We start from the raw sequence: 25,517 nt of genomic DNA on the forward strand, positions 1-25,517 counted from the left end.
GGGAAGCCCCGTCCAACTTTCAAAACACGCTCTGAGCCCGGCCCATCCCGGCGCCGTCCTGGTCCTGCCCCCTCCTCCCACAAAGACACGCGGCGGGGACTCAGAACCTTGCTCATCCCGGCGTCCCGCGCCGTCCGGTTCTCTGCTCCGCCCACCCCGTCAGTTGATGTTCCAGCGCCGCGTAGAAGAGGCCGCCCAGCACCCCCAGAAGAGCGAAGCGGATGTTCGTGGTCAGCAGCACCAGCGCTCCTCCTCCCGCCGCGGAGACGAGCCACAGCCAACCCGGGTGCATCCGCCCGGCCCGCGCCGCGACCGGGGCCACCAGGAGGCCGAACAGCACCGCACCCGGCGAGCCGAACGCCAGCGTGACCATGAACAGGCCCAGCCAGGCGTAGGGCGCGTCGGCCAGGGCGCCCGCCGAGTCAAGGATCAGCCAGGCGCCCGTGAGCAGCGTCGCCGCCGTGAGGGTCGTCAACACCGCCGCGAGCAGGGTGAGGGCGAGCTGCCGGGCCAGCCGGGCGAGCCACCCCAGGAGGGGGACGGGCACCGGGCGCGTCATGCCGGGCCGCACGAGACGCGGGTGGCGCCGGGCACGCGGGAGAGGGTCTTCCCGCTCCCCGTGTCCTTCACGAAGAGGGTGTACGCGCCCACCGGGGGCTCGAAGCCGTTTTTCTCGTTCAGGTCGCCTGGCCGGGGATAGGCGACGCTGAGCGCCACCTCCCGCGAGTCCGCCAGCCAGCACGCGCTGTCCAGGACGCTGAGGGTGCCCCTCGGGGCGGCGGTGACCGCCAGTTCCCGAACAGTTTTGTGTCCCAGGTCCGCCGCATACACGAACGTGTTGATCTGCGCGTTGCTGTTATGCCGCGCGAGCAGGATCAGGAGCTTCCCCCCGTCGGGCGAGGGCATGACGCCCTGCACACTGCCCGCGAAGGTTCCCAGCCAGCCCAGCACCCGCAACTTCAGGGTCGCCACGTCCAGCTCGAACACGGCGGAGGTGGTCGTGCCCGCGCTGCCCACCCCCCACCCGGCGTTGGAGGCGAAGTACACACGCCGTCCGTCCGGGGTGACCTCGGGTGGGGTGACCGTCCAGCTCACGTCGTCCGCCTGCGCCCGGGGGTCGAGGTCGGCCAGGAACCGTCGGAGGGCGGGCTGAGGAGCAGCCCTCAGCGCGGTCATCAGGTTCCCCGGCTGACGGCGGGTGAACACCTCCGTGCCGGGACGGGCGCCGGGGCCGTACAGCAGGACGCCCACGTCGTCCGGCGACTGAACCGAGCCCAGCATCGCCGTGACGTTGCCATTCCGTGAGGTGCTCTGGTACAGGGTGGACTGGTTGGGGATGAAGCTCTGCCCGGTGGAGACCTTCCACGCCAGGGTGCCCGTGTCCGTGCCCACCACGAGGTTGCGCCCATCGTCCTCCCAGGTCAGCCAGCGGGCACGCACCGCCCTCAGGGCGGGGTCGGGAACGAGGGCACTCCACGGGACGCTCCTCGTGTACGGCGGCTTGCTGAGAAAGGGTGTGAGGGGCGGCACCTTGTCGGCGAATACACTCGTGCCCGGGGGACCGGTCAGAAAGGCCAGGGTGCCGTCCGTGGGCGACAGGTCCAGCAGCACCGCGCCGCGCGAGTTCGGCACTTGCCGGGCGGCCTGGCCGGTCCTGCTTTCAACCCAGACCGCGCCGTTTCTCAGGTACGCGATTCGTCCGGCGGGTCCGGCGGGTGCCGCCACCCCCGAAGTCGCCGCAAGCACCACGAGGGCGAGTCGGGGAAGAGGCCGCCTCACGCCAGCCACACGCGCCCGGGCGAGGGGGTGCCGCGACCGATGCACCTCGCCCGCTCCAGAATCACCCTGAGTTCCTCGGCGAGGACGGGCAGGGGCAGGAGTTCCAGGGCGGGCGCGGCGTCGAGCGCGAAGCGCAGGGCGGCGTTCAGGTCCAGCCCGGGTCTGCGCAGCAGGGAGAGGAACGCGGGGTCGTGGCCCAGGGACCGCGCGTGGCGGCACAGCGCCTCGTAGGCGGGCGAGGTCGGGGAGTCGAGCGGCTTCACGTCGTCGGGGCGCGGGGCGAGTTGTGTCATGGCGCCAGGGTAGCCAGGTCAGGATGATTGCAGCATGACGCGGGAAAAAGCCGCGTTCCCGGGGGAAACGCGGCGGCTGAAGAGGCTCAGGCTCACGGCTCGACGGTCACCGTGGCCGTCATGAAGGGGTGCTGGACACAGACCACCGTGTACGTCCCCGCCTGGTCGAAGGTGACGGCGAAGCGCCCGCCCCTCCGCAGCGGCGGCGAGGTCTTCACCCCCTTCACTTCGATGGCATGGGCGGCCATGTCGTCGTTGACCCACACGACCTTGGTGCCGCGCTTCACATGCAGGGGTGCCGGGGCGTACCGGAAGCCGCTGATGTGGACCTCCACGGTTCCACTCTGAACCGGGGCGCTCTGGGCGGAGGATGTGTGGTCGTGCATGGACGGTGTAACAACAGGCGTGCCGTCCGCCGCCAGCTCGGGCCCACCCACCACCATGAGGTGAATGCCGCCCGGGTCCACCCCGTCGTTCGTGCCGTGGGGGGGAATGTGGTCATGGAGGGGAAAGGTGCCGTCCCGCCCCTTCACGAGCAGGTCGTACCGCTCGCCGGGCGCGATCAGGACCGTGTCCGCCCGGTAGGGGAGAGGCAGGTCCTGCCCGTCCTTGGCGACCACCAGGAAGGTCATGCCGTGCAGGTGCATGCTGTGGACCTCCTGCCCGACGTTGAGCAGGCGGATCAGGTGCACCTCCCCCTGCGGAACCTGGAGGTCGGGAATCAGGGGGTAGGCCCTGCCGTTGACGAGGTAATAGTTAGGCGTGGCCCGGTGCGGCAGCACGTCCGGGTCCTGGTGGCTGTCCCACTCGTCCAGCATGAGCACGTGGTCTTTCACCCACACCGGCCCCCCGCGGGGCTCGACGATGAGGGGGCCGTACATCCCCATATCGAGGTGCAGGTTGGTCTCCACGTGGCAGTGGTACATGTGGGTGCCCGCCCCCTGCGCCACGAAGGCATAGGTGAAGCTCTGCCCCGGCAGCACGGCCTGCGAGGTGTGGGGCACGCCGTCCATGCCCTGCGCCAGCGAGGTGATGCCGTGCAGGTGAAGGGTGTGGGCGCGGTTCGTGGTGTTCCTGAGCGTGATCCTCACGAGGTCCCCGGTGCCGACCCGCAACTCCGGCCCGGGAACGCTGGCGGGCTGGCCCGGGAAGCCGAAGGCCCACTGCTTCACCCGCACGCCGGGGGCGATCTCGGCCTCGATCTCGTGGACCTCCAGGGTGAACTCGCGCACCTGGCCCGTGAAGTTCTTCAGGGGCACCGTGCCGTTCGGCGCCGTCACGAAGTCCCGGATCACCGCGTCGTGGGTGGCCGAAGGGCTGGGACTGGAGGCTGTGTGATCGTGCGGGAGGTCCTGCGCCCGGCCGGGGCCGCTCAGCAACAGGAGGACGCCCAGGACCCAGGGGACCAAAAGGGGGCGAACGCGTGGGGGCAAAGGCAGCATGTCGGCTCCAAACCATCGGGCGGGGCTGGAACACGGCCCCGCCCGCGGGGGGCATTTACTGGACGCTCAGGCCCGTCATCATGCCGAGCATGAAGTGGGGCATGTGCTCCTTCGCGCTGGGCAGGAAGCAGGCCACGACGTACTCGCCGGGCGCGAGGTCGAAGGAGACGAACGCGCTGCGGCCCCCCGAGATCGTCTCCAGCCCGCCCGCGTCCTCGAAGGGGGGCTCGCCCGCCTGGGAGGGATCGGGCGCCTGGAAGAAGGCTTCCACGTCCTTCATGGTCTTGCCGTCCTTGATCCGCATCAGCATGAGGTGGTGCGTCTCCTGGCCCGCGTTGGAGACCTGCCAGACCTGCTTTCCGGCCTTTACGGTGGCGGGGAGCACGACCTTGTAGTCCTGCAGGGTGGCCTTCACGTCCGCCCGGGGCGCCGTCGCGCCGCTCGCCGTGCCCGTGACATTGAAGGAGCGGTACTGCCCCAGGTCGTACAGGGGCTTGCCGTCCTCGCTCGCGCCGAAGCCGAACACCACGTAGCGGCCGGGCGTGAGGGTGGTGCCGAACTCGAAGGTGCCGCCCGGCATCACGCCGCCGCTGCCGCCCGCGAACTCCGCGATCTTCTCGATGGCGCCCATGTCCTCGCCCTGCGACGCCATCAGCTTGCCCAGGGCCGCCTTCACGTCGGCGTCGCTCACATTCCCCTTGAGCCGCGCCAGGACGGGCGTGAAGGGCTGCCCGGTCGTGTTGCTGAAGGCGAAGGCGGTGTATCCCGGCGCCACGCTGGCGGGCCCGGCGAGCGTGAAGGCCGTGTCCTTTCCGGCCAGGGTGAAGGTGGCGGCGTGGTCGTGCCCCTGGTGGGCCAGGGCGGCGGCGGTGAGGGCCAGGGCCAGGGTGCATAGCAGCTTCTTGGTCATGTCGGTCTCCTTTGGCCGCGCCGCTGGGCGCGAACTGGGCAGACCGTACCGGGGGCAGGATGGCTGGAGGATGACATGCCCGATGTGCCCCGCGGGGGCCGGACGTGTCGTGCCGCCGCCCCCTCCCGTGGGCTGTGGGCCACGAAGGAGCGGGTAGGCCCGAACGTCACCCAGCCGGGCGTTCGAACGGCGGATCGTCAGTCGGATCAGGGACGGGCAGTGGCCGTCGGGAAACGCCGCCGGGAGCCCGGGATGCGCGAGCGACAGGGGGTAACCGCTCGCGGTTCAGGGGCCGGGAGGCAGAGGACGCGGAGCGGCGGTGACCACGAAGACCCCGCGGGTGGGGGCGCCCCCGGGGCAGGTTGCCCCCCACAACTGCCGGGTGGAGAAGGGGCCGGGCAGCGGGATCGGGCAGGCGCGGCGCCTTCGGGTCTGCCACGCACGGACGGGGGCCAGGGAAGGGCGGGAAAGCCCGGCGCGCGTGGCGGGGAACTCCGCTGACCTTCCGGGCCTTTTCTTGACTTTGACCATGGGTAGGGTCATCGTTTGACTATGGGTAAATTCCGCATGTCCCTCACCATCCTGCGGATCCTGGAACTGATGTATGCGGACCTCGACAGGGAGCACTACGGCCTGGAACTCGGCCGGGCCGCCAACCTCAGCAACGGCGCCCTGTACCCGGCGCTCGACCGCCTGGACCGCGCGGGGTATCTCACCTCGGCCCTGGAAGAGATTGACGAGAAGGCCGAGGGCCGCCGCAAACGCCGGTACTACAAGCTGTCGGCGGCGGGCATCCGGCTCGCCGAGCAGGAACTGCGCGGTGCCCCCCGTCTGCCTGGGCGCGGCGCGGCCCGGCTCTCCAGCGGGCGGGGGTAGTCCGCGTGAGGCCGCCGCTCTGGACCCGCCTGCTCGGGGCCGTGTGCCGCCTCCTCCCCGGCGACCGCCGCGAGCAGTACCTGCGCGACTGGGCCGCGGAGTGCGAGGTCGCCCCCCGGCCCCTGCTGCACGCGCTGACGTTCCTGCCCGCCGCCCTCCAGATGCGCGCCCCACTCCAGTCCGGGGCCGCAGAGCCGTCCATGCCCCTCACGCCGCTCAGAACTCCCGGGGGAACCGGAAGGCCCACGATCACCCTTCGCAGAAGAAGACAGTATTTCGGCTTGATTCGCCGGTTGCGGGTCCTGATCGACGGCCAGGAGGTGGAGCCGCTGGCCTTTGGGGAAAGGCGAACCTACGAGGTCACGGAGGGGGAACACCAGGTCCAGGTGAGGATGGACTGGGCGTCCAGCCGGATCTGCCGGGTGTTCTGCTCCGGGGACTTCGACGTTGAACTTGAGGTGGGCACGCACTACACCCTGAATCCGCTCGCCCTGGTGACCCGCTCGGCGGACTTCTTCTACGTTCGGGAGCGGGGGGAAGTGGGCAGGACGGGCCGTCCGGCAGGACACCCGGTGGGCGCGGGGCCGTATTGAACCGCGGGCGGGTGAAGTCGGGCGCGCCCGGGAGGGGCGGCCCCGCCCCGCGGGCGTGAATCCGCTGGCGGACCTCCCGCTGCGCTCGCGGGCGGACCTCCAGCGCGCGCTCCTGGCCCTCGTCGCCCCGCTGGAGCGGCACGCCAGCGCGGGTGGGGCGCGGGTGCGGGTCGGCGTCACGGGAGCGCACTACCCGGACGCCGCGGCGGAACTCGAGGGCTTCGCCCGCCCGCTGTGGGGTCTGGCGCCGCTCGCGGCGGGCGGCGGGAGCTGGCCCGGCTGGGCGCGGTGGCGGCGCGGCCTGGTGAACGGCACCGACCCCCGCCACCCCGAGTACTGGGGCGATCCGGCCCCGGGCGCGCAGCTCCTCGTGGAGATGGCCGCGCTCGCCCTGGGCCTCACCCTGGCACGGGGCGAGGTGTGGGACCCCCTGACCCCGGGCGAGCGGGCGCGGGTGGGGGCCTGGCTCGCCCGGATCAACCGGGTGCAGTGCGGGGACAACAACTGGCTGTTTTTCCGGGTCCTCGTCAATGTCGTCCTGGAAGAAGTCGGCGCCCCCTTTGGCGCCGGGGCGCGGGACGCGGCGCTCGCGTGCCTGGACGAGTTCTACCAGGGGGACGGTTGGTACGCCGACGGCGCGGTGGAGGACGGCCGGGTGCAGCTCGACTACTACGTGCCGTTCGCGCTGCACTTCTACGGGCTGATCTACGCCGCGCTGCGCGGCGGGCGCGACCCGCAGCGGGCCGCCCTCTACCGGGAGCGGGCCGCGCTGTTCGCCCGCGACTTCCTGCACTGGTTCGCACCTGGCGGCGCGGCCGTCCCGTTCGGGCGCAGCCTGACCTACCGCTTCGCCATGGGCGCGTTCTGGGGCGCCCTCGCGTACGCGGGGGTGGAGGCGCTGCCCTGGGGCGTCCTGAGGGGGCTGTGGCTGCGGCACCTGCGCTGGTAGGCGCGGCGGCCCATCTTCGACGCCGCCGGGGTCCTCTCCATCGGTTACGCCTACCCCAACCTCAACATGGCCGAGGAGTACAACTCGCCCCAGTCCCCGTACTGGGCGCTGAAGTTCTTCCTGCCGCTCGCCCTGCCGCAGGGCCACCCCTTCTGGCAGGCGGAGGAGGAGGACCTCCCCGCCCTGGACGCCGTGCGCCCCCAGCCGCATCCGGGCGTCCTGGTGTGCCGCGACGACGCCCGGGGCCACGTGTTCATCCTCAGCGGGCGGCAGACGGCGACGTGGCCCAACCACGGGCCGGAGAAGTACGCCAAGTTCGCCTACTCCACGGCCTTCGGCTTCAGCGTGCCGGTGGGCCACGGGGACCTGTCCAAGGGGGCGTTCGATTCGGTGCTGGCCCTGGCGGACGACCCCGAGCATTTCCGCCCGCGCGAGCGCAGCCGGGACTGCCGGGTGGGGGGAGACGCCCTGTTCTCCCGCTGGCGGCCCTGGCCCGACGTGGAGGTCGAGACGTGGCTGCTCCCGGCCCTGCCCTGGCATGTCCGCGTCCACCGCGTCCGCACGGGGCGGCACCTGTGGAGCGCCGAGGGCGGCTGGGCGCTCGACCGCACCGGGGACGACGGCCAGGACCGCGCGGGCACCGGGCACGGGGTGGCCGTGGACGTGGGCGGCGCGCTGAGCCTCTTCCCGGCGGGCGCGAGCGGCATCCGCGACCTCCTGGGCGCCCGCACCGGGGAGGTCGTGCGCGCCGCGCCGAACACCAACCTGCTCCACCCGCGCACCGTCATTCCCACCCTGCGCGGGGAACTCGCGCCGGGCGAACACCTCCTCGCGTGCGCGGTACTCGGCCTACCGGGCACGGGTGCCGGGGAGGTCCGGGCCGTCTGGGAATCGCCGCCCCGAGTCTCCCTGGAGAAAGGCGCCCTGGGCCTGACCCACGGCGGGAAGGCCATCCGCCTGGCCCTGGGGGCCAGTCCCTGAGGTCTTCCGCAGCCCTCCCCCGGGAGAAAGCCTCACCGGGCAGCGCCCGTTGACCCGGCGACCAGGAGCAGGCGCTGGCCCGCCATCAAGCCCTCCCCTTGACGGCCCACCCCGGAGGGTGTACGTTTGCCTAAACGTTTCAGCATAGATCAGGACGGCCTCGAGCCGTGCCGTTAAGCCACGTGTCCGCCTGAGCATGGCCCCGCATCGCCGCTAAGGAGAATGGCCTTGAATTCACCCATCACCCTGACGGACGTGGCGAGGCAGGCCGGGGTCTCGGTCGCCACCGTGTCCAGCGTTCTCAACAACACGGGGCGGGTTTCGGAGGGGACCCGCCAGCGGGTGCTGGAGGTGGCCCGGGACCTGGGCTACGTCGCCAACCTGTCCGCGCGCAGCCTCAAGGGGGGCCGCACGGGGGTCCTGGGGATGGTCGTGAACGACCTGGCCTCGCCCGTCTTCGCGGAGATCGCGCGCGGGGCGAGCATGGCCGCGCGCAACGTCGGGCTGGACCTGATGCTCTACACCACGTCCGTCACGGCGCAGCGCGAGCGCGAGCGCGTGATCGGGACGGTGAGCAGCCTGTGCGACGGGGTGTTGATCGTCGTCTCGGGCGACTCGGACGACTACATCCGCGCCCTGGAGCAGCCGCGTTTTCCCGCGGTCCTCGTGAACTACCTGGGTGAGACTCCCCTGACGACCGTGGGGGCCGACAACTACTGGGGCGCGCGGCAGGCGACGGAGCATCTCGCGCACCTCGGGCACCGCCGCATCGGCTTTATCACCGGCGCCTCGGGGTCCGGCCAGGGGCCAGAGCGCCTGCGGGGGTTTCTGGACGCGCTCGCCGCCCACGGCCTGCCCGGCGGTGAAGACCTGATCCGAACCGGCGACTTCTCGCGCCCGCGCGGGTTTGCCGCCACCTGCGAACTGCTGGCCCTTCCCGAGCGGCCCACCGCCATCTTCGCCGCGAACGACGAGTCCGCCTTCGGCGCGATGGACGCGGCCAAGGATCACGGGCTGCGCATTCCGAACGACCTCTCCATCGTGGGGTTCGACGACGTTCCCGCCGCCGCCGTGGTCCATCCCGCCCTGACCACGGTTCGCCATCCCTTCCTGGACATCGGGGCCACCGCCGTCCGGCTGCTTCAGGAGGCGCAACAGGGGGGAGGTGCTTCCGGCCGGCGGGTGGAACTCATGAGCGAACTCGTGGTCCGCCACTCGACGGGACCAGTGGGTCAAGAACACCAGGCCTGATTCCAGACGCTCCCCCCGCCCCGGTGGACCACAAGTCGAGTGGCCCGCCCCGGACTCGTGTTGCCTCCTGGAGGACCCATGCGGCCACTTACCCTGCTCGCCCTCGGTCTCACCGCTTCCCTGCTCGCCGCCTGTGGGCGGGCGCCGGACCTGGCCGGGTCCGGGACCACCGGGACCCTCGCTCCCCAGGCGACCTCGGGCATCACCTCGTTTCGGCATCCCGGCATCGCCCTGAGCCGCGCCAACCTCGACCGCATTCGGCTCGCGGTGCAGAACCGGACGGAGCCGACCTCCAGCGGTTGGGTGAGGCTCACGTCATCGCCCTTCGCGTCCCCGGCGCACGTGGCGCGGCCCAAAAGCCAGATCACGACGCGGAAGGGAGGGCCATACGCGGACCCGTCGGGTCCCTATGGCAGCGGCGATCTGGAGATGCGCGAGGACTCCTTCGCGGCCTTTGCCAACGCGCTGGAGTGGTATGTCACCGGGCAGGAGCAGCACGCCAAGGCGGCCATCCGCATCATGAACGCCTACAGCGAAGTGTCCCCGACCATCGACGGTTCCAACGCCGAACTGCTCGCCGCCCACACCGCCGTGCAGTGGGCGAACGCCGCCGAGATCATCAAGCATACGTACAAGCCCACCTCGTCCCCGGGGTGGACCAGCGCCGCCCATCAGAGCTTCGCGCGAATGCTGAGGGACAAGTTCTACGGTGTCATCCAGAACTTCCTGCCCGACACCTACGCGGGCAACTGGGACGCGGCGGTCATCAACGCGATGATGGCGATGGGCGTGTTCCTGGACGACATCCCCATGTTCAACCGGGGCTGGGACCGCTACATGGGAACCCAGGGCAGTGGTGCCCTGCAAAACTACATCGCTCCCGTGACGTACGAGGTGGCCGAGACCTGCCGCGACCAGGAACACGCCCAGATGGGGCTGGGCTACCTCGCGGGCGCGGCGGAGATCGCCTACAACCAGGGCAGCGACGCCCTGTACAGCGCCCACGAGTACCGCTTGCTGCGCGGCTACGAGTTCGAGGCGAACTACATCCTCAGCCGGGGGCAGTCCGCCACGTTGCGGCGGTGCCCCGCCAGCAAGACCCAGCCTCTCCCCGACGACATAGCCAAAGTGCGGGGAGACGGCATCCAGCGCTACCCGGTGTGGGAGATCATGCACAACCACTACCACGACCGCAGGCAGTTCAACACCACCTACAGCCGCCAGATCGTCCTCGATGTCCGTGCCCGGTTGGGCGGCGAGGGGTACAACCACACGCTGCTGGGCTTCGGGACCGCCCTGTACGCCCGCCCCACCACCCCCTGAGCCGCGATGACGACCGGCCCCGACCCACCGCCCGGCACAGGGGTTGACCCCGCGTGACCGTTCCCCCCCGCCGCACAGCTCCCGCTCTCCCACCCGGAGGAAGTTGATGAAGAGAAGACCAAACTGGTTGGCCGCGTCGCTGGCCCTCGCCGCCTGGCTGTCCGCCTGCGGAGTCTCCCCCACACCCACGGCGGCGCAGCCTGGGTCGCCCCGGCTGGGCAACCTGTCCACGGCTGGCACCAGCTTCGCGGACGATCTGGCCGACCTCACCCAGGTCTACGAGCAGGCGGGGGCGGACAAGCTGCGGCTCTACACCACCGACCCCCAGAACTTCGGCGGGGACGGCACCCGGCTCGCCAAGCGCGGGGTGGGCGCCGGACGGTTTGTCACGTACCACTCGGCCACCGACCTCACCCGCCTGGAGGCGACCGCCTACTTCAACGCGGCGGAGGCCCCCGACGACCTGCTGTTCCTCGCGGCGGGCAACGACGGGAATTTCACCGCCGTGAGTGCGGCGCGCTCGCCCCTCGCCTACCAGGCGGGAGGGTGGAGCAAGGCCACCTACAGCGTGGCCCTGCCCGCGGGAACGCGCTTTGTGAGGGTCGAGTTCGGGCCGAACTCCAAGCAGGACTGGACGGTACAGCTCGGGCAGGTGCGGCTGGAGGGCTACACCCAGCCGGGCTACGCGGTGGACGACCTGAACGACCTGGGCAAGGCGTACGACGCCACCATCCCCACCCTGCGGCTCGACGTGACCAATCCCCAGAACTTCGCGGGCGACACCTCGCGCCTCAGCCGCCGGGGCGTGGGGCCGGGCCGCTACGTGGCCTACCAGTCGAGTACGGACATCGACGGGCTGGAGGCGACGGCGTACTTCAACGCGGCGGAGGCGCCCCTCGACCCCACCTTTTCCACGTCGGGTGACGGCGCCAGCTTCACCCCGGTGACGGCCACGCGCTCGGCCCTGACCTTTATCACCGCCGGGTGGAGCAAGGCGACCTACCGCCTCCGGTTCGCGCCGGGCACCCGTTTTGTGCGGCTCGAATTCAACCCGGCCTCGACGCTGGAATGGACGCCCCAGATCGGGCAGATCAAGCTGGAGGGAGCCACCCTGGTGACCGAACGACCCCTGCCTCCCCCCTCGCCGCAGGTGCAGGAGGCGATCACCGCCCTGCGCAATGTTTCAAAGCTGAAGGCCGAACACCCCCGGCTGCTGGCGACCGCCGCTGATTTCGACCGCCTGCGCGCGGCCAAGGACAGCGACGCGACCCTGCGGGCGTGGTACGACAAACTCAAGGGCCAGGCCGACCGCCTGCTCACCCAGGCCCCCTCCCGCTACGAGATTCCCGACGGCCTGCGCCTGCTGGCGACCTCGCGGCAGGTGCTGAGCCGGGTGTCCACCCTGGGCCTGCTCTACCAGCTCGACCGCAACCCCGCGTATGCCGAGCGCGCCTGGAAGGAGCTGGAGGCCGCCGCCAACTTCCCCGACTGGAACCCCACCCACTTCCTCGACGTGGCGGAGATGACGCACGCCTTCGCCCTGGGCTACGACTGGCTCTATGACGCCCTGACCCCCGAGCAGCGCGCGGCCGTGCGCGGCGCCATCGTGCAAAAAGGGCTGATGCAGGGCATCCGGGTCTACCGCGGCCTGAAGGAGGGCGCCGACAGCCGCTGGTTCTGGACGACCGCCAAGATCAACTGGAACCTCGTCGTGAACGGCGGGCTGGGGATGGGCGCCCTCGCGGTGGGCGACGAGGCCCCCCAGGTCGCCGAGGAGGTGCTGTACTCGGGGCTGGAGTCCATGCGGTACGCCCTGCCCGAGTACAAGCCCGACGGCTCCTGGTCGGAGGGCGCCGGGTACTGGGCCTTCGCCACCCGGTACCTCGTGGCCTACCTCGCCGCCTCGCAGACGGCGCTGGGCACCGACCAGGGCATCCTGGGGGCCTATCCCGGCCTGGCGAAGACGGGCGACTTCGGGGTGGGGCTCAACGGCCCGTCGCAGACCTTCAACTACGGGGACACCGGGCCGGGGCTGGTGTACGACGCCTCGCTCTTCTGGCTGGCCCGCACCTTTAACAAGCCGGTGTGGGCGGCATACGAGCAGCGCAACCCCTCGCCCACCGCGCAGGACTTCCTGTGGTACACCCCGGTGACGGCCTCGCTGGCGGGGGCGCCGCTCGACAACTTCTTCGAGGACGCCGACGTGGCGACCCTGCGCAGCGCCTGGGACAACGTGAACGCCGTGTTCGCGGGCTTCAAGGCGGGCGGGAACGCCGACGGGCACAACGACCTCGACCTGGGCTCCTTCGTGTTCGACGCCCTGGGCATCCGCTGGGCCGAGGACCTGGGCCAAGAGAACTACAACCTGCCGGGCTACTTCGACTACAGCCCGGGCGGGGCGCGCTGGACCTACTACCGCAAGCGCGCCGAGGGCCAGAACACCCTGGTCATCAACCCCGGCGCCGGCCCCGACCAGAACCCGGTCGCCCGCGCGGAGATCGTCGCGCGCGGCTCCAGCCCGCAGTCGGCCTTCGTGGTGGCGGACCTGAGCGCCGCGTACGACGCGCAGGCGACGAGCGTGCGCCGCGGCCTGGCCCTGCTCGACGAGCGGCGCATGATGCTGCTGCAAGACGAGATCCAGACGAAGGCCCCCGCCGAGGTGAACTGGTTCATGCACACCGCCGCGAACATCGAGGTCCTCGACGGCGGGCGCTCGGCCCTGCTGTCGCGCGGCAGCGCCAAGCGGCTGTGGGTGACGGTCCTCGCCGGGCCGGGCGACGCGCTCTTCAGCGCCATGCCCGCCGCCCCGCTGCCCACCTCGCCCAACCCGGCGGGGCAGACCGTGAACACCGGCATTCAGAAGCTCGCGCTGAAGATGGGGAACGTCGGCAGCACCACCCTGTCCGTGCTGTTCGTGCCGCTCCAGGCGGGCGAGCCGGTGCCGACAGCGGCGCCGCAGGGGCTCCGGGTCACCCCCCTGAGCGAGTGGCAGGCGTACTCGTTCGAGCGGGCCCGCCTGAGTGACCTCAAGGTGAATGGCCAGTCGCTGCCCGGCTTCTCGCCTGAGACCTTCAGCTACAACGTGATCCTGCCCGCGGGCGAGACCAAGGTGCCCAACGTCAAGGGGGTCACGAGCGGCCCGGGCACCTTTGTCCTGCCCGCCAAGGCGAGTTCCGTGCCCGGCACCACGCGCCTGATGGTGTTCTCGGTCGGCAAGCCGTTCGGGGTGGCGAGTTACACGGTCCACTTCTCGACCGCGCGGGGCACCCCCGTCGAGATGCTGCCCGCCGTGCCGGTGACCGCCGTGACCGCCAGCGGCGTGGACGGCACGAACGTCCCCGAGAACACCCTGGACGGCAAGCTCGACACCCGCTGGTCCGCCTTCGGCAACGGGCAGTGGATCCAGTACGACCTGGGGCAGACCCGCCAGCTCGGCTACGTGGAGATCGCCTTTTTCAACGGGGACGGGCGCAAGACCTACTTCGACGTGCAGGTCTCGAACGACGGCGCGGCGTGGCGCACGGTCTACGGCGGGGAGAGCAGCGGCACCTCCCGGGACCTGGAGGCCTTCGACTTCGCCAGCGCGCAGGCCCGCTACGTGCGCGTGGTGGGGTACGGCAGCACCGCCAACATGTGGAACAGCCTGACCGAAGTGGTCCTGCACGGGCAGTGACCCAGCGGGGAGCCCGGGGCCTGACCGCCCCGGGCCTTTTTCCGGGGAGATTCTGGACTAGGAGCAGCATGAAGGCCCCCGGCCCCGCGAAAATCCTGCTGGGGCAGCCCGCTCTCCCCACCCAGGAGGAACGACCATGACTCGGCACTCGGCTCGGCGACCGCGCGCGGCAGGGGCTGGCCCCTGGCCTGCTGGGGCTGCTGGCCCCCGGCCAGGTGGGCGCGCGGGCTGCGGCCACGCCCCCCGAAGCGCCGCTCTACGTCCGGCCCAGCGGCGCGGGCAACCACTTCACCTGGGCACAGCCGGGGTCCCTCGCGGGCGCCCGGGAGCGGGGCCGCGCCCTGCTGGAACTCGCCGGGGCACCCCTCCCGCCCACCCACGGGCGCAGCCTGCTCGGTCCCCTGCGCGGCGGGGAAAATGGCTGCCGGGGCCTGATCTACGGCTCCTTCCGCCGCAGCGTCGTCTGCACCGACGGCGAGTGGACGTTGATGGGGGCGCAGCGGCCCACCGCCCGGCTCCACCTCTCCTCCTCCATGATCTACCGCTCGCTCGTCACCGACAGCGTGAGGGTGCCGGTGGACCCGGGAGCCTTCGTGCCGGGCGTGACATTGCCGCGGTGGAGGATCCCGGTTAATGGCCCCGGCGGCGGCCCCGACCTGCTGTACCACACCGCCGCCGATCCCGCCCGGATGCTCGCCCTGATGGAGGGCCTCCTGCGCGAGGAGGGGGTCCCGGAGGAACTGTTCACCCGGCTGGAGTTGACGGCTGGAGGGTAGCCCGCCGGTCAACGGGTGGGCCGTCAACCGTACTCCGCGGGGAGACGGGCGGGCCGCGCGTAAGAGCATCCGCGCGGCTTGGAACAAGGCACTCCGCACCTTCCCGCGCCGCTGGAGTTCGCTGTGTGGAGCGGGAGCGCAAGACCTTCGCCATCCACTGGCCTGTCCCGGTGATCGGATCAACCGTTGACGTGACTCCCGGTGAACCGGCGCCATTTAAGCCATGACCGGAGAGGCGCGGCCATCTCGAACGTCGCCGTGCAACTCCACCCGCTCAAAGAGGCCCTATGTCTCGCTTGGCGTAGTCTGTGTTTTTGGGCCGACGCCCCAGCAGTAGGGCGGGGGCTGCGTCGCAGCCGGGACGCCTGTTTTCGGGGCAGCAGTGGTGCAGAATCGGCCCCCGCGCACCCTGAAGGTGCAGCACCATTCGCTCATCATTCGCACCCTTCTACGTTCCGGTGACTGAAGGCGGCACACGCAAGGCCGCCTTCCAGGAGGAACGCCATGAAGAACGCGAAACTGCTGCTGCTGGCTCTCGCCGTCACCACCCTCTCCGCCTGCGGTGGCCGCACGGCCCCCGACCAGTCCCACGGCGCCGCGGGTCGTCCTGGGCACCACCCAACAGGACGGCGCGCCGGCCAAACTGGGCGAGACCTTCACGCTGGGCAAGGCCAGCCCCCTCAACTTCACGTTGCTGAAGGCCGAGTACAGCGTGGGCCGCGTCGTGATCGGCAACACGGTGTATTACCCCCAGGTGGGCGAGAAGCTGCTGGTGCTGCACTACACCGTCCACAACCCGCAGAAGAAGGACGTGCGCTACTCCTGGGCCGACCTGAAATTCGCGGCGGTAGACGCCCAGGACCGCACCCACGAGTTCGTCCAGGCGGTGGCGCGGGAAGGCACGACCGAGCGGCTGGAACTCAGCCTCAAGCCCGCGCAGAAGGTGCAGGCCATGACCGTGATCCGCGTGCCCGCCTCGGGGGTGGTGCCCAAGCTCATGGTGCAGCGTGAGGCCGCCCTGCTGCGTTACGACCTGCGCGGCCAGGTCACGCCCCTTGCCAAGGGAACTGCCGATCCTGCCGACATCAGCGGGGCCACTCCCCGGTCACAGGTACCTACCGCCCTGAAGACCTTCAGTTCCCTCGAACGCTTCGATGTGCGGCTGGACGAGGTGGGGTTCACGAAGCCACCCCGCCGGTGGGTCATGGTCACTCCCCGGGGGGTGAGCCCGTGCGCGGCCACCCCACGACTTCAGCGGCGAATCAGTTCGCCGTACAGGTGGTCGATGCAGTCGTCGATGCTGGCGAAGTACCGCCGTTCGCCCAGCGTGCCTTCCTTGAGGGAAGCCCGCCAGGAGGGCCCGGTCGGAAGGTTCCCGGACTCATGCCAGATGCGCAGGACGTACACCCGTCCCGGAGACGGCGGGGGGACAGCAGGGGGAAGTTCGGGTTTCTGGGACATAACAGCTCCTTGCCGCGCACGGTAGCGAACCCGGGATGATGGGCCGATGACGCGCATCCGTGCTGCCGTGCGCGGTGAGAGGCCGGGTCGAAGGCGATCCAAGTGGAGCCGCAGAAGTCTGTGGGCAGCAGGATGAGGGATGGTCCGGCGAGCTTACCCGAGTGACGTGGATGACGAGCCGTACCACGTTCTGCTGCCCTATCCGGCCTTGGGCCCCGAAGCTGCGCCGCAGCGGAAGAACCCGTCGCGCGAGGTGCTGAACGCGCCGCTGTGGAGCAGTCGGACCGGGGCACAGGGGGAGGACCTGCCGAACGACGTTCCCCACCCGGGATCGTACGAACCCAGGCCCAGCGCTGGCACCACCGGACGGAGTCGGCGAAAGAGTTCGGGCGCGATGTGGGTTTTGGGGCGACGAAGTGCCGTTCGCTGACTCTTCCCCGGTCTTTGAGTTCCCAGACCAGTTGTTTGGTCCGATCATCCTGCCGCAGACGGACCCGCGCAAGCACGTCACGAAGGACCGGCCCGAGGTGAAGGCGTGCCCACTGCCGGTGTTGGGACCAGGCCCGTGCCCTACCGCCCGACCAAACACGACCCCGGCGCCGCGCGCCCGGATGTCCAGCAGATCCTGCGTCCGGCACGGAGGCCAGGATGTCCCCGAGCTGGACGTTCTCTCCCGTGAGGTCGCGGAGGCCGTCGGGAACGAGGGTGAGGGTGGGGGGGTCGATCCGCGTTGGCTTATAACCCGTGTGCGCGAGCCGGTGGATCATCGTGGGCCGGGAAGCCCCAGCAGCTCGCCACAACCCACCGGCGGACAGATGCCAGGCTCAGCTCACCCCCGGGCCTCGATTCGGGCGGAGGGCGCCCCCTGCACGGGGGAGCGCAGGCCGAGCAGGAGTTCGAGGGTGAGCTGGTCGAGGTGTTCCAGGCCGGGTCCGCGCCGTCCCAGCGCCTCGCGGTCGAAGGTCCGACTCTTCAGGGCCTGCGCGTTCTCGCGGCTGAACTTCCCCGTCAACTCCGCCAGTTCCGCGTCCTCCACCCGGTAGGCCGCGAGGGCCGCCTGAATCTCGGGGTCGGCCCGGAACTGCTCGGCCTTCTCCCTCAGGATCAGGTACGTCCGCATACACCCCCGCGCAAAGGCCCACACCCCGGCCTCGTCCTCGGTGCGCAGCGCGTGGGCGTCGAAGTGCCGCGGCCCGTCGTAGCCCCCCTCCTCCAGCAGTTGCACGGTGAAAAAGGCGCCCTTGAGGTTCTCGGCCCCGAACCTCAGATCCTGGTCGAATCTCCCCGGCTTCTGGTCGTTGAGGTCGATGTGGAAGAGTTTCCCGGCGTCGAGCGCCTGCGCGACGGCGTGCGGGAAGGAGAGCCCCGCCATCGTCTCGTGGGCGAATTCGGGGTTGAGCCCGAAGAGGTCCGGCTGGTCGAGGGTGGCGATGAACCCCAGCGCCGAGCCGACCGTCGGCAGGAAGATGTCGCCGCGCGGCTCGTTGGGCTTGGGTTCCAGCGCGAAGCGGTAGCCGTAGCCCTGATCCTGGCTGTACTGGGCCAGGAAGTTCAAGGAGTCGCGGAACCACGAGAGGGCGTCGAGCAGCTTGCCCCCGGCGTCCACTTCCGTTCCTTCCCGTCCACCCCAGAAGACGTAGGTGGTCGCGCCCAGCTCCGCGCCGAGGTCCATGGAGTGCATGACCTTTTGGAGGGCGTAGGCCCGCACCCGCGCGTCGGCGGAGGTGAAGGCGCCGTCCTTGAAGGCAGGGTCGGTGAACAGGTTGGTGGTCGCCATCGGGACGACGAGCCCGTGGTCGGAGAGCGCCTGCCGGAACTCGCGGACGAGGCGGTCACGTTCCTGGGCGGAGGCGTCGATGGGCACGAGGTCGTTGTCGTGGAGATTCACCCCGTAGGCACCGAGTTCGGCGAGCTTCTGCACGATGTAGGGGGCGCTCAGGGGCTTTCTCGTCGGTTCACCGAAGGGGTCGCGGCCGGGGTTGCCCACCGTCCACAGGCCGAAGGTGAATTTGTCTTCCCTGGAGGGGCGGTAATCCTGCATGTCTGGTTCCTCGCTGTGGTCGAAGGGGGGGGGAGGGTGGAAGGTCAGCCGGGGCCGTACAGCCGCACGAACGTCTCACGGTAGCGCGGGTACGCCCCGCCCAGGCCCACCCGTGGCGGAACAGGTCGGGTTCCCGGGGACAGGCCCTCCACCGCGGCGGGAAGGTCGGGGAACAGGCCCGCGGCGGGCATCGCCAGGATGGCCGCGCCGTGGGCCGCGCCCGGTTCCCGCTCGGGGCGCCGCACCTCCAGTCCCAGCGCCCCCGCGACCAGGCCCAGCCACAGGTCGCTGCGCGCGCCCCCGCCCGTCGCTGCGAGCGCGTCGAGGGGGGCCAGGGGCCGCATCACCGCGTAGGCGTCGGCCAGGCTGAAGGCCACCCCCTCCAGCAGCGCCCGGGTGAGGTGCCCCCGCCCGTGCGCGAGCGAGAGGCCCACCCAGCTCGCGCGCAGCTCGGGGTTCATGTGCGGGCTGCGCTCGCCCGCCAGGAAGGGCAGGAAGGTCAGCCCCTCCGCCCCGTCCGGCACGGCCCCCGCCTCGGCGAGCAGGGTCGCCAGCGGGACCTCCGGGGCGATCCGGCTGTGCAGCCACCCCAGCGCCCCCGCCGCCGAGAGGGTCACGCCGAGCAGGTGGTACCCGCCGTCGGCGTGGCAGAACAGGTGGACGCGGCCCTGTGGGTCCGGTGTGGGCCGGGTCAGGGGCGCGAACACCACGCCGCTCGTGCCCAGGCTCACGCTGCCCACCCCGGGGCGGCGGCTGGAGAGGCCCAGGGCCACACCCGCCGCCGCGTTGTCCCCCCCGCCCGCCACGACCGGCAGCCCCGCCGGAAGGCCCGTCGCCCGCGCCAGGTCGGCCCGGAGGGACCCCACCACCGCCCAGGACTCCCGCACGGGGGGGAAGAGGTCCCGCGGCAGCTCCAGGGCGGCCAGCACGTCCCCGTCCCAGTCCCGGCTCGCCAGGTTGAGCGCCCCCACCCCCGAGGCGTCCGACGGTTCGGTCGCCAGCTCCCCGGTGAGGACGTACCCCAGGTAGTCCTTGGGGAGCAGGGCGTGGCGCACCCGGGCGAAGTTCTCCGGCTCGGCAGAGCGCAGCCACAGCAGCTTGGGCAGCTGGAAGCCGGTCACGGCCCGGTTGCCGGTGCGGGCGATCAGGTCGGCGCGGGGGATGCGGGCCTCGATCTCCTCGACCGCCTCCCCGGTGCGCTGGTCGTTCCACAGGGGCGCGGGGCGAATCACCCCGCCGCGGGCGTCGAGGGCGACCAGGCCGTGCATCTGGCCGGAGAGGCCCAGGGCGAGCGGGCGGTGGTCCCCGAGAGCCCCGGTGAGGGACCGCAGGGCGTCCACCGCCGCGTTCACCCAGTCCGCCGGGTTCTGCTCGGTCCAGCCGGGGCGCGGGGTGAGCAGCGGGTAGCCCCGGGTCACCTCGGCCACGACCTGCCCCTCCCGGTCCAGCGCGACGGCCTTCACGCCGCTGGTGCCCAGGTCCACCCCCAGCGTGACCTCAGACATCGGTGCGGTACTCCAGGAAGTCGAAGTCCGCCGTGAAGCCCAGCCCCTCCAGGTCCTGCGCCCACAGCGCGACGAAGGTGCCGGTGAAGCCCAGCCCGCCCTCGACCTCGTCGCACAGGAAGCTGGCGTCCACCGTGGCGAGGTCCTCCCACGCCTCGCCGTTCTCCGACACGCTGAAGGTGGCGTCCCCGTCCAGGTAGCGCACCCGCAGGTGAACGTCGCCGTGCGCGAGCCGCACCGCCCGGCCCAGCGGGGCCGCGTACCGGCGGTGGTGGCAGCGGGTGACGCTCGCCAGCAGGCCCTGGTCGCCTCGCGAGACGCTCAGGGAGAGCCAGTTGGCGGTGTCGTAGTACAGGGCCAGGCCCGCCGAATGCTGGAAGTGCCGGGGCTCGCAGCGCACCCGGGTGCGCGCCTCGGCCCGCAGCTCGTCGAGGCGGCGGCCCACCAGGGACTGCCGGTCGAGGGCGTTCAGGGGGGCGCGGCCCCTCAGCCGCAGCCAGCCGGGGTTCGAGCCCAGGTCGCACCACTCGGGCGTGGCGGGGGCGCGCAGGGTCTGCCACTCGTCCCCCAGGGTGGGACCGTCGAAATCGTCCCGCCACACGGCGGGGCGCGGGCGGGGCCGGGCGGCGGGGGGCGCGGGCACCGCCACCCGCGGCGCGTTCCCCCCCTGCGCCAGGCGCGGCCAGCCGTCCTCGCCCCAGGTCAGGGCCTGAAGCGCGGTCTCCCGGCCCAGCGGGCAGGGGCGCCGCCCGTTCGGCAGCCGCCGCGCGAGGGGGCGCCCGCACAGGTGCGCGAGGTACCACTCCCCGTCCGGCGTGTCCACCAGGCTGGCGTGCCCCGCCTTCTGGAGGGGGAGGTCCGGGCTATCCACGCTCGTCAGCAGCGGGTTGCCGGGGTGCGTCTCGTAGGGGCCGAGGGGCTGGCGGGAACGGGCGACGGTCACGGCATGACGGTAACTCGTGCCGCCCTCGGCGACCACGAGGTAAAACCACCCGTCCCGCTCGTACAGGTGCGGCCCCTCGGTGAGGCCGATGCTCGTGCCCGTGTAGACCAGGCGCCGCTCGCCGACCAGCCGCCCCGCCGCCGGGTCGTACTCGTGCGCGGCGATGCCGGGAAAGGCGTTGAACCCCGGGCGGTGGTCCCACAGCGCGTACAGCAGCCAGGCGCGCCCATCCGGCGTGAAGTGCAGCGAGGGGTCGAAGCCGCCCGAGGTGAGGTAGACCGGGTCGCTCCAGGGTCCCTCCAGGGCGGGGGCGCTGACGTGGTAGTTGGGGCTGTCCTTGGGCGCGTCGAGGTCCCCCCACGCCTGCACGACGGTGTAGACGAGGTGAAAGCGTTCCCCGTCGTGCGAGAGGTGCGGCGCCCAGATGCCGCCCGAGTCGGGGACCCCGCCCAGGCGGAGCAGACGCTCCTCATTCAGCAGGTGCCCGCACGGGGTCCAGGTCACGAGGTCGTCCGAGCGGTGGACCCGCACGCCGGGCCACCACTCGAAGGTGCTCGTGGCGAGGTAGTACGTGCCGCCCACCCGCAGGATCGAGGGGTCGGGGTGAAAGCCCCGCAGCACGGGGTTCTCGATGACGGCGCTCAGGGTTCCAGTCACGGCCTCACCAGTATGGGGTCCAGGCCCGGGTCGCGCGCGTCAGGGCCTCGAGGTAGAAGTAGTCGCCCCACAGCGTCCCCTCGTCCACGCCGACATTCTCGGGGCGGCTGTAGACCCCGTGCAGCAGCAGGGCGTCGCTGCCGTCCTCCTCCCCCGGGGTGTAGGCGCGGGCGAGCGAGCCCAGGGTCGCCAGGCCCCACTCGCGGTAGCGCTCCCCCTGGCCCGCCGGAAGCTGCTCCGCCAGGGCCAGCAGCCCGCAGGCGGCGATGGCGGCCGCCGAGGAGTCGCGCGGCTCCGGGGACGGCTCGCGGAAGTGGAAGTCCCAGTACGGCACGAGGTCGGCGGGCAGCCGCTCGAGGTAGTGGTCGGCGACCCGGCACGCGACCCGCAGCAGCTCGCCGTCCCCGGAGAGCGCGGCGTTCAGGGCGAAGCCGTACACGCCCCAGGCCTGCCCGCGCGACCAGGTGGAGTCGTCGGCGTGGCCCTGGTGGGTGCGGCCATGCAGGGGCGTCCCCGTCTCCGGGTCGAAGTAGAAGGTGTGGTGGGTGCTGTGGTCCCCGCGCACCAGGAAGCGGGCGGCCTGCCGGGCGTGCGAGATCGCCGCCTCGCGGTAGCGCGCCTCGCCGCTCTCGCGCGCGGCCCAGTGCAGCAGCGGCAGGTTCATCAGGCAGTCCACGATCATGCGCCCGCGCTGCCGGGGGTCGTTCAGGTCTCCCCACGCCTGGATGATCCCCGCGCGGGGCAGGAAGCGGGCATGGAGCAGTTCCGCGGCCTCCAGGGCGGCGGCCCGGGCCTGCGGGTTCCCGGTCAGGCGCCAGGCCGCCACGCACGACAGGGTGTAGAGAAAGCCGAGGTCGTGGTGCCCCACGTCCGCGCGCAGCGCCAGCCGCTCGGCGAAGCTCGCCACGTGCGCCTCGGCGCTCTCCCGGAACGCGGGGTCGCCGGTGTGTTCGTAGGCCAGCCAGAACAGGCCGGTGGAGAAGCCGGTCGTCCACCCCACGTTGGAGGCCCGGGCCGGGTAGCGCCCCGCGCGCGTGGTGTCGTCCGGGAACACGTGGGTAAAGGCCCGGCGGTGATCCCCGACGGTGCCCAGGGCGCGGGCCAGCGCACCGCGCAGCTCGGTTTCCGTGGGCAGGGGCTTGAGGACGGTGTCGGTCATGTCGTCTCCTGACGGGTGTGGGGGGGAATGGCGCCGCGGTGGCGCAGCACGTGGGCGCTGGCGCGGTGCGCGTGGGCCGCCGCGTCGTGCGGGAGCGCGCCGCGGGCCAGGCTGAGGAGAAAGTCGCCGTTCCACGCGTCGCCCGCGCCGGTGCTGTCCACCACGGCGACGGGCTGGGCGGGCACGTGGGCCACGGCGCCGCGGGCCGCGAGGTAGGCCCCCCGCTCGGCGGCCTTGAGGGCCACCAGGGGGACGCACTCGCCGAGCCGCGCGAGCGCCTCGTCGGCGGGAAGGTGTTCGGGCAGGCCCAGCGCGGGCAGGTCGGCGGGCAGGCTGGGGAGCAGCACGTCCACCAGGGGGGCCAGTTCCCCCCAGGCCCGCCGGGCCGCGGGCGCCCCGCCCCGGGCCGCCCACAGGGACGCGCGGTAGTTCGGGTCGAAGGCCACCGTGACGCCCGCGGCCCGGGCGATCCGGGCGGCCTCCAGCGTCGCGGCCTGGGCGCTGTCGGAGAGGGCCTGGGTGATCCCAGACAGCAGCAGCGTCCGCGTGGACGCGAGGTGCGCGGCGTCGAGGTGTTCGGGAGCCAGGTGACTCGCGGCGCTGCCCGCCCGCCGGTACGTGAACTCGCGCTCGCCGTTCACGAGCGAGATGAAGTACACCCCGTTCTCGCCGGGGACCAGGGGCGCCCGCGACACGTCCACCCCCTCGGCCTCCCACTCGCGCCGCAGGCCCGGGCCGAAGGGGTCGTCGCCCACCCAGGTCACGAGGCTGACCCGGCCCCCCGCCCGGCTGGCGGCGACGAGGGCGTTCAGCACGTCCCCGCCCCAGCGCCGCCGCAGCACCGCCGCCTCCCCCAGTGGCTCGTCGGCGAAGAGTTCCACCATCGCCTCGCCCACGCCGATCAGGTCGAACCTCATGCGCCCACCGGCCCCGCGGCCCGGAGGGCGCCGCGGACAGCGACCTCCACGGCCTCCCAGTCGCCCGAACGCAGCGCCGTGCCCGGGAAGAGCTGGCCCCCCAGCCCCACGGCGAGGGCGCCCGCCGCGAGGTAGCCGCCCACCTCGCGCGGCTCGATGCCGCCCGTCGCCATCACGCGCAGCCCCGGCAGCGGCCCGCGCAGGTCGCGCAGGTAGGCGGGGCCGCCCAGCGCCCGGGCCGGAAACAGCTTCACGGCGGGGACGCCCAGCGCCAGGGCGCGCACGACCTCGCCCGGGGTCAGCACCCCGGGCAGGTAGGGCACGCCCGCCTCCCGGGCGAAGGCGGCTACGTCCTCCCCGAGGTGGGGGCTCACCAGGAAGGATGCGCCCGCCGCCACGGCCTCCTCCGCCTGAGACGCGTTCATCACGGTGCCCGCGCCCAGCAGCACCCGCTCCCCCCGCAATTCAGCCAGCGCCTCGGAGACGCCGGGCGTGGTGAAGGTCAATTCCAGCGCGCCGAGTCCTGCGCGGACGCTCGCCCGGGCCGCCTCCACCGCCGCCGCCGGGGTCCCGGCCCGCAGCACGCCGACGACCCGCGCCGCACCCAGGGCACCCGTCACGTCCGGCCCGGGGACCGTCATAGGTTCGCCCCGTTGCTGGCGATCACGTCGCGGTACCACGCCGCCGACGCCTTGGGGGTCCTCACCTGGGTCACGAAGTCGGTGTGGATCAGCCCGAAGCGCTTGGAAAACCCCTGCGCCCACTCGAAGTTGTCCGTCCAGGTCCAGTGGAAGTAGCCCTCCACGGGCACGCCCTCCGCGCAGGCCCGGCGCAGCTCGCGCAGGTAGCGGCGGGTGAAGTCGATGCGCTGCGGGTCGTCCACCCGCCCGTCCAGGCTCACCCAGTCCAGGCCCGCCATGCCGTTCTCGGTGATCACGACGGGCAGGCCGTAGCGTTCGTGGTAGAAGCGCGGCGCCCAGCGCATCACCTCGGGGGTGAGCTTCCAGTCGTAGGCCGTCTGCGGGTGCCCCTCGCGGGTGGGCACCTTCTCCGGCCCTCCTTCGCCCGCGCGGATCGTCGCCCCGTGGTAGAGATTCACCCCGTAGAAGTCGGTGGGCTCGGAGATCACGGCGAGGTCGCCCTCCGCCACCCGCGGCGCGTCCGCCCCGTAGCGGGCCAGGCCCTCCTCCGGGTAGCGGCCCAGCAGCACGGGGTCGGCCCACCAGGCGTTGTTCCACAGGTCGTCGCGCACGCCGAACATCCACGCGCGGGCGGCCTCCACGTCCCGCGCCTCCTCGCTGGCGGGCACGGCCCCCACGCCCACGGGCGCGAAGCCGATCCGCAGGGGCTGCCGCGCCCCCGCCCGCAGCGCCCGGACCGCGTGCCCGTGCGCGAGCAGGGCGTGGTGCCCCGCTTGCAGCGCGTCCGCGCGGGAGAGCGTAAGGCCCGGCGCGTGTTCGCCGGTGTGCAGCCCCAGCCCGATGAAGCACTGCGGCTCGTTGAGGGTCATCCAGTGCGCCACCCGGTCGGAGAAGCGCTCGGCGAGGATGGCGGCGTACTCGGCGAAATACCCGGGCACGTCCGGGTTGAGCCAGCCGCCGCGCACCTGGAGGGCCGAGGGCAGGTCCCAGTGGAAGAGGGTGAGCCAGGGGGTCACGTTCGCCGCGAGCAGCTCGTCCACCAGGCGGTCGTAGAAGTCCAGCCCTGCCTCGTTCACGGCTCCGCGCCCCTCCGGCTGGATGCGCGGCCAGGCGACCGAGAAGCGGTACGCGCCCAGCCCGAACTCGCGCATCAGGGCCACGTCCTCGCGGTAGCGGTGGTAGTGGTCGCAGGCCACGTCGCCCGTCTGCCGCTCGTGCGAGCGTCCGGCGCGGGTGAAGTCGTCCCACACCGAGGAGCCCCGCCCGCCCTCGCGCACGGCGCCCTCGATCTGGTAGGAGGCGGTGGCCGCGCCCCAGGCAAAGTTCTCGGGAAAACTCACGTTGTGC

General features: G+C 72.0%; 20 protein-coding genes and 2 pseudogenes. 10 read left to right on the forward strand and 12 right to left on the reverse strand.

What is annotated here, in order from left to right; all coding sequences use genetic code 11:
- Window positions 1-112: 112 nt before the first annotated feature.
- From DAERI_RS10910 to DAERI_RS10930, 5 genes are all read right to left on the reverse strand, one after another.
- Window positions 113-559, reverse strand: a complete 447-nt coding sequence (locus DAERI_RS10910) for a hypothetical protein (protein WP_133162016.1) — start codon at window positions 557-559, stop codon at window positions 113-115.
- On the reverse strand, window positions 556-1,779 hold the full coding sequence (locus DAERI_RS10915) for a hypothetical protein (protein ID WP_133162017.1): 1,224 nt from the start codon (window positions 1,777-1,779) through the stop codon (window positions 556-558). The genes DAERI_RS10910 and DAERI_RS10915 overlap by 4 nt, the downstream gene beginning before the upstream one ends.
- Complete coding sequence (locus tag DAERI_RS10920) at window positions 1,776-2,072, reverse strand: hypothetical protein (RefSeq protein WP_103129466.1); 297 nt, start codon at window positions 2,070-2,072, stop codon at window positions 1,776-1,778. Before DAERI_RS10920 ends, DAERI_RS10915 begins: the two co-directional genes overlap by 4 nt.
- Window positions 2,073-2,164: 92 nt before the next feature.
- The gene (locus tag DAERI_RS10925) at window positions 2,165-3,514 is read right to left on the reverse strand and encodes a multicopper oxidase domain-containing protein (RefSeq protein ID WP_103129467.1); all 1,350 of its coding nucleotides are present in this window, start codon (window positions 3,512-3,514) and stop codon (window positions 2,165-2,167) included.
- 55 nt (window positions 3,515-3,569) lie between these two features.
- Window positions 3,570-4,424: a hypothetical protein gene (locus DAERI_RS10930; protein WP_103129468.1), complete on the reverse strand. Its 855-nt coding sequence runs from the start codon at window positions 4,422-4,424 to the stop codon at window positions 3,570-3,572.
- A 552-nt stretch (window positions 4,425-4,976) separates the two neighbouring features.
- Between DAERI_RS10930 and DAERI_RS10940 the strand changes: the two genes are divergently transcribed.
- The 10 genes and pseudogenes from DAERI_RS10940 to DAERI_RS10985 all read left to right on the forward strand — a co-directional run.
- Window positions 4,977-5,300 carry a PadR family transcriptional regulator gene (locus tag DAERI_RS10940; RefSeq protein WP_103129470.1) on the forward strand — a complete coding sequence of 108 codons (324 nt, stop codon included), beginning with the start codon at window positions 4,977-4,979 and terminating at the stop codon, window positions 5,298-5,300.
- Window positions 5,301-5,305: 5 nt separating this feature from the next.
- Window positions 5,306-5,893: a DUF4397 domain-containing protein gene (locus DAERI_RS10945; RefSeq protein WP_103129471.1), complete on the forward strand. Its 588-nt coding sequence runs from the start codon at window positions 5,306-5,308 to the stop codon at window positions 5,891-5,893.
- A 55-nt stretch (window positions 5,894-5,948) separates the two neighbouring features.
- Window positions 5,949-7,004 (forward strand): annotated as a pseudogene (locus DAERI_RS23330) (DUF2264 domain-containing protein); the annotation flags it as partial.
- A 30-nt stretch (window positions 7,005-7,034) separates the two neighbouring features.
- Window positions 7,035-7,823, forward strand: a complete 789-nt coding sequence (locus tag DAERI_RS23335) for a DUF2264 C-terminal domain-containing protein (protein WP_369689457.1) — start codon at window positions 7,035-7,037, stop codon at window positions 7,821-7,823.
- A 228-nt stretch (window positions 7,824-8,051) separates the two neighbouring features.
- The gene (locus tag DAERI_RS10960) at window positions 8,052-9,074 is read left to right on the forward strand and encodes a LacI family DNA-binding transcriptional regulator (RefSeq protein WP_201262732.1); all 1,023 of its coding nucleotides are present in this window, start codon (window positions 8,052-8,054) and stop codon (window positions 9,072-9,074) included.
- Window positions 9,075-9,152: 78 nt separating this feature from the next.
- Window positions 9,153-10,397, forward strand: a complete 1,245-nt coding sequence (locus DAERI_RS10965) for an alginate lyase family protein (protein WP_103129475.1) — start codon at window positions 9,153-9,155, stop codon at window positions 10,395-10,397.
- A gap of 106 nt (window positions 10,398-10,503) precedes the next feature.
- Window positions 10,504-14,070, forward strand: a complete 3,567-nt coding sequence (locus tag DAERI_RS10970; RefSeq protein WP_114149449.1) for a discoidin domain-containing protein — start codon at window positions 10,504-10,506, stop codon at window positions 14,068-14,070.
- 215 nt (window positions 14,071-14,285) lie between these two features.
- Window positions 14,286-14,846 (forward strand): hypothetical protein, encoded by a 561-nt coding sequence (locus DAERI_RS10975; protein ID WP_103129477.1) that lies wholly within the window; start codon window positions 14,286-14,288, stop codon window positions 14,844-14,846.
- Window positions 14,847-15,408: 562 nt separating this feature from the next.
- A complete protein-coding gene (locus DAERI_RS10980; protein WP_235610344.1) occupies window positions 15,409-16,332 on the forward strand; it encodes a hypothetical protein in 924 nt (307 codons plus the stop codon).
- Window positions 16,333-16,446: 114 nt separating this feature from the next.
- Window positions 16,447-16,664, forward strand: a pseudogene (locus DAERI_RS10985) (transposase); the annotation flags it as partial.
- A gap of 472 nt (window positions 16,665-17,136) precedes the next feature.
- On the opposite strand, the gene xylA reads toward DAERI_RS10985, so the two are convergent.
- Genes xylA through DAERI_RS11020 form a run of 7 tightly spaced genes read right to left on the reverse strand, consistent with a single transcriptional unit; the run spans window position 17,137 to window position 25,510 of the window.
- A complete protein-coding gene (xylA, locus tag DAERI_RS10990) occupies window positions 17,137-18,348 on the reverse strand; it encodes a xylose isomerase (RefSeq protein WP_103129478.1) in 1,212 nt (403 codons plus the stop codon).
- Window positions 18,349-18,392: 44 nt separating this feature from the next.
- Window positions 18,393-19,853 carry a xylulokinase gene (gene xylB, locus DAERI_RS10995; RefSeq protein ID WP_103129479.1) on the reverse strand — a complete coding sequence of 487 codons (1,461 nt, stop codon included), beginning with the start codon at window positions 19,851-19,853 and terminating at the stop codon, window positions 18,393-18,395.
- Complete coding sequence (locus DAERI_RS11000; RefSeq protein WP_201262733.1) at window positions 19,846-21,453, reverse strand: glycoside hydrolase family 43 protein; 1,608 nt, start codon at window positions 21,451-21,453, stop codon at window positions 19,846-19,848. The genes xylB and DAERI_RS11000 overlap by 8 nt, the downstream gene beginning before the upstream one ends.
- Window positions 21,454-21,457: 4 nt before the next feature.
- A complete protein-coding gene (locus DAERI_RS11005) occupies window positions 21,458-22,612 on the reverse strand; it encodes a glycoside hydrolase family 88 protein (protein WP_103129480.1) in 1,155 nt (384 codons plus the stop codon).
- Complete coding sequence (locus tag DAERI_RS11010) at window positions 22,609-23,529, reverse strand: sugar kinase (protein ID WP_103129481.1); 921 nt, start codon at window positions 23,527-23,529, stop codon at window positions 22,609-22,611. The genes DAERI_RS11005 and DAERI_RS11010 overlap by 4 nt, the downstream gene beginning before the upstream one ends.
- On the reverse strand, window positions 23,526-24,170 hold the full coding sequence (locus tag DAERI_RS11015) for a bifunctional 4-hydroxy-2-oxoglutarate aldolase/2-dehydro-3-deoxy-phosphogluconate aldolase (RefSeq protein WP_103129482.1): 645 nt from the start codon (window positions 24,168-24,170) through the stop codon (window positions 23,526-23,528). Before DAERI_RS11015 ends, DAERI_RS11010 begins: the two co-directional genes overlap by 4 nt.
- The gene (locus DAERI_RS11020; protein ID WP_103129483.1) at window positions 24,167-25,510 is read right to left on the reverse strand and encodes a GH1 family beta-glucosidase; all 1,344 of its coding nucleotides are present in this window, start codon (window positions 25,508-25,510) and stop codon (window positions 24,167-24,169) included. The genes DAERI_RS11015 and DAERI_RS11020 overlap by 4 nt, the downstream gene beginning before the upstream one ends.
- Window positions 25,511-25,517 lie beyond the last annotated feature (7 nt).

Origin of the sequence: Deinococcus aerius (genome assembly GCF_002897375.1) — a bacterium.
Lineage (GTDB): Bacteria > Deinococcota > Deinococci > Deinococcales > Deinococcaceae > Deinococcus > Deinococcus aerius.